Annotated in this window: 4 protein-coding genes and 1 tRNA gene; 4 read left to right on the top strand and 1 reads right to left on the bottom strand. The window is 60.9% G+C overall.

All coding sequences use genetic code 11. The features are described from left to right. The 3 genes from exeL to exeN all read left to right on the top strand — a co-directional run. A partial coding sequence (exeL, locus tag AB5Y85_RS05360) for a GspL family type II secretion system protein ExeL (RefSeq protein WP_368221244.1) occupies positions 1-881 on the top strand: 881 nt, incomplete at its 5' end. Beyond that, a complete protein-coding gene (exeM, locus tag AB5Y85_RS05355; RefSeq protein WP_005338305.1) occupies positions 878-1,369 on the top strand; it encodes a GspM family type II secretion system protein ExeM in 492 nt (163 codons plus the stop codon). The genes exeL and exeM, both read left to right, overlap by 4 nt. Continuing rightward, positions 1,366-2,133, top strand: a complete 768-nt coding sequence (exeN, locus tag AB5Y85_RS05350) for a GspN family type II secretion system protein ExeN (protein ID WP_257123446.1) — start codon at positions 1,366-1,368, stop codon at positions 2,131-2,133. Before exeM ends, exeN begins: the two co-directional genes overlap by 4 nt. A 139-nt stretch (positions 2,134-2,272) precedes the next feature. Here the strand turns inward: exeN and AB5Y85_RS05345 are convergent. Further along, positions 2,273-2,360, bottom strand: a tRNA-Ser gene (locus AB5Y85_RS05345). 208 nt (positions 2,361-2,568) lie between these two features. Here AB5Y85_RS05345 and AB5Y85_RS05340 point away from each other — a divergent pair. Further along, positions 2,569-3,225 carry a Bax inhibitor-1/YccA family protein gene (locus AB5Y85_RS05340; RefSeq protein ID WP_257687120.1) on the top strand — a complete coding sequence of 219 codons (657 nt, stop codon included), beginning with the start codon at positions 2,569-2,571 and terminating at the stop codon, positions 3,223-3,225. Positions 3,226-3,303 lie beyond the last annotated feature (78 nt).

The following is a 3,303-nucleotide window of genomic DNA, read 5'->3' as shown; positions in this document are numbered from 1 at the left end:
CCCACGAGGGCCAGCAGGTGGATCTGATGGCGGTGGATCGGCAGAAGATGGCCGAGTGGCTCGGCTGGCTCGATGCCGCTGGCCTCAAGAGCCTGCAACTGCTGCCCGATGTGCTGGCGCTGCCACAGGCCGCTGATGGCTGGTCTGCCCTGCAACTCGGCAACGAGTGGCTGGTGCGCCAGGGCCCCTGTCAGGGGATCGTCGCCGACGAGTCGCTGCTGGCTATCTTGCTGGCAACCGAAGCCGAGCCGGTCACCATCCACAGCCATACCCCGGTGCCCGCCATTGCCGCCGCCAACTGGCAGGCGGCGGAGCCCGAACTCCCCATGCTGCTGCTGGCCAAGGGGGCCCTCACCTGCCGGGCCAACCTGCTGACCGGCCCCTACCGGCCGCAGACCGAATATGCCCGCTACTGGTTGCAGTGGCGCAAGGTAGCCATCACCGCCGGTCTGTTGCTGCTGGTGGCCCTCGGCCAGCGCGGGGTGCAGCTCTATCAGCTCACCGAGCAGGACAAGGCGCTGAAAGCGGAGATCCGCGCCGTCTATACCCGCATCTTTCCGGGTGAGAGCCGCATCGTGAACGTGCGCAGCCAGATGAACCAGCATCTGCAACAGATGGGGCAAGCCCCGCAAAACGGCGTGCTGCTGATGCTCACCGAGCTGGCCCCCACCTTTGCCGAAGTCCCCGGCCTCAAGCCGCAGGTGATGCGCTTTGATGCCAGTCGCCGCGAGCTGCGGCTGCAGGTGACCGCCCCCGGCTTTGCCGAGATCGAGCGGTTCCGCGAGCTGGCCGGCAAGCAATTCGAGGTACAGCAAGGCGAGGTGCGCAGCACCGAGGGCAAGGTAGAGGGCGCACTGGTGCTCAAGGGTAAATCATCATGATGGAAAAATTGCAGAGCTGGTGGCACGGCATCACCGCACGGGAACAGCGGCTGGTGGTCGCAGGCGGCGTTCTGCTGCTGGTTGGTCTCTTCTACTGGAGCGTCTGGCAGCCCATCGCCAACCGCATCGCGGAGCGGGAGCGGCAGGTGCAGAACCAGCAGCAGACCCTCGCCTGGCTCAAAGAGAAGGGGGAAGAGGTGCTGGCCATGCAGGGGGGCTCGGGTCGCCAGATCGACACCAGCGGCACCCTGGAAGGGGTGGTCAACCGCACCGCCTTCAACCACAAGATCAAGATTGCCCGGCTACAACCCCAGGCGCAGGAGCTGCAAGTGTGGATCGACACGGTCCAGTTCGATGACTTGCTGCTCTGGCTCTCCACTCTGGTGGAGCAGCACGGCATTCAGGTTCAAATCATCGAGATCGCCCGCGAGGATCTGGCCCCGGGTCTGGTCAAGGTCAGACGTTTGCAGTTGAGTCGTCCACAATGAAAAAACGCATCTTGATTGCCAGCCTGTTTCTGGCCGCCTATCTGGTATTCCTGCTGGCCACCCTGCCTGCAGCACTGGTGGCTCGCCATCTGCCGCTGCCTGCCAACATTGCCAACCTGCTGAAACTGGAAGGGGTGAGCGGCACGCTCTGGAGTGGCCAGATTGCCCGACTGCAATATGCCAGCGAATCGGTGAACCAGCTGCGCTGGGATCTCAACGGCTGGTCGCTGCTGCGCTTCGCCCCCGAAGTGGCCATACGCTTTGGCGATCGCAACGGACTCAATGGTCAGGGCGTTGTCGGCTGGAATGGCGCCGCCTTCGGCCGGGATCTGACCCTCAACGCCCCCGCCCCCTGGTTGCTGAGCCGGGTGCCGATGCGCCTGCCGATCCCGATCTCCGTCAGCGGCCAGCTGCAGCTCAAAGTGGAGCAATTTGCCCAGGGCAACCCCTGGTGTGACAACCTCTACGGCAACCTCGACTGGTACAACGCCAGCGCCGATACCCCGGCGGGCAAGCTGGATCTGGCTGACCCCGAGCTGAAACTCACCTGCCTCGACTCCAGACTGGTGGCCGAGCTAAAGCAGGGCTCCGATGCGGTGCAGACCATAGGTCGCCTCGAGCTGCAACCCAATGGCCAATACCTGTTCCAGGGCACCCTGAAACCAGGCCCGGAACTGCCACCACAGATGCAACAAGGGCTCCCCTTCCTCGGCCAGCCCGATAGTCAGGGGCGCTTCCCCCTGCGCTATCAGGGGCGGATCTAAGCCATCATTCAAGGTGAAAATGGCTCAGGGACAACCCGAGCCATTTTTATCGTCCATGTGACGTGTCCGTTGAAATACCAGATACGGCAGATACAAAAAAGCCCAAGCGATTGGATCGCTTGGGCTTTCTCTTTGAATATGGCGGAGGAGGTGGGATTTGAACCCACGGATGGTCGCCCATCGCCGGTTTTCAAGACCGGTGCATTCAGCCGCTCTGCCACCCCTCCGAACGGCGTGCATACTACGCTAAGCCCTTGTTCATATGCAATACATATTTCCTGTGGGATAGTGTGCGGGAGCAAAATGGCAGGTGGCTTGAAATTGTTCCTCGTCATCCCTATTTGTTCTACATACAATGCGTAAACATGCAGTAACAAACAGCGATCACGAGGCAGCTGTTCGCCGTCTCACCCGGACATCAAGAGGACACCCAAGATGGATACCCGTTCTATCTACACTGGCACCCAAAGTGCCGTACGCGATACCAACAAGGTGCTGCGTAACACCTATATGCTGCTCTCCCTCACTCTGGGCTTCTCTGCCGTGGTGGCGGGGGTCGCTACCGTGATGAACATGCCGCCGCTGCACTGGGCCGTGTTCCTGATCGGTGTCTACGGTCTGATGTTCCTGACCGAGAAGAATCGCAACAACGGCATGGGGCTGGTCTTCACCTTCGCCCTGACCGGTCTGCTGGGCTATAGCCTGGGCCCCATCATCAACATGTACATGAACAATGGTGGTGGCGAGATCGTGATGACCGCCCTTGGCGGCACCGCGCTCACCTTCTTCGGTCTGTCGGCTTATGCCCTGACCACCAAGCGTGACCTCTCTTTCATCGGCGGCATGCTGTTCGTCGGTTTCTGGGTACTGCTGGTGGCCATGATTGCCAACATCTTCCTGCAGATGAGCGCCCTGAACCTGGCTCTGTCCGCCATGTTCATGCTCTTCTCCTCCGGGGCCATCCTGCTGACTACCCAGCAGATCGTGCGCGGCGGCGAGACCAACTACATCTCCGCCACCGTCACCCTGTATGTCTCCATCTACAACATCTTCCTGAGCTTGCTGAGCCTGCTTGGCGGCAACCGCAACTAATCAGAAACCCCGCTTCGGCGGGGTTTTTATTGGCGCAGATTTTTGTCAGGATAAGTTGTAAATCAAGGATATGAAGCG

It is taken from the genome of Aeromonas sp. R3-1, assembly GCF_040908345.1.
In the GTDB taxonomy this organism is placed as follows: domain Bacteria; phylum Pseudomonadota; class Gammaproteobacteria; order Enterobacterales; family Aeromonadaceae; genus Aeromonas; species Aeromonas veronii.
Note: the sequence above shows the minus strand (reverse complement) of the source record. Positions and strands in the feature narration are given on the sequence as shown.

Coding starts and splice junctions, on each gene's coding strand:
- exeM (WP_005338305.1), top strand. CDS start 878: ATGATGGAAAAATTGCAGAGCTGGTGGCACGGCATCACCGCACGGGAA.
- exeN (WP_257123446.1), top strand. CDS start 1,366: ATGAAAAAACGCATCTTGATTGCCAGCCTGTTTCTGGCCGCCTATCTG.
- AB5Y85_RS05340 (WP_257687120.1), top strand. CDS start 2,569: ATGGATACCCGTTCTATCTACACTGGCACCCAAAGTGCCGTACGCGAT.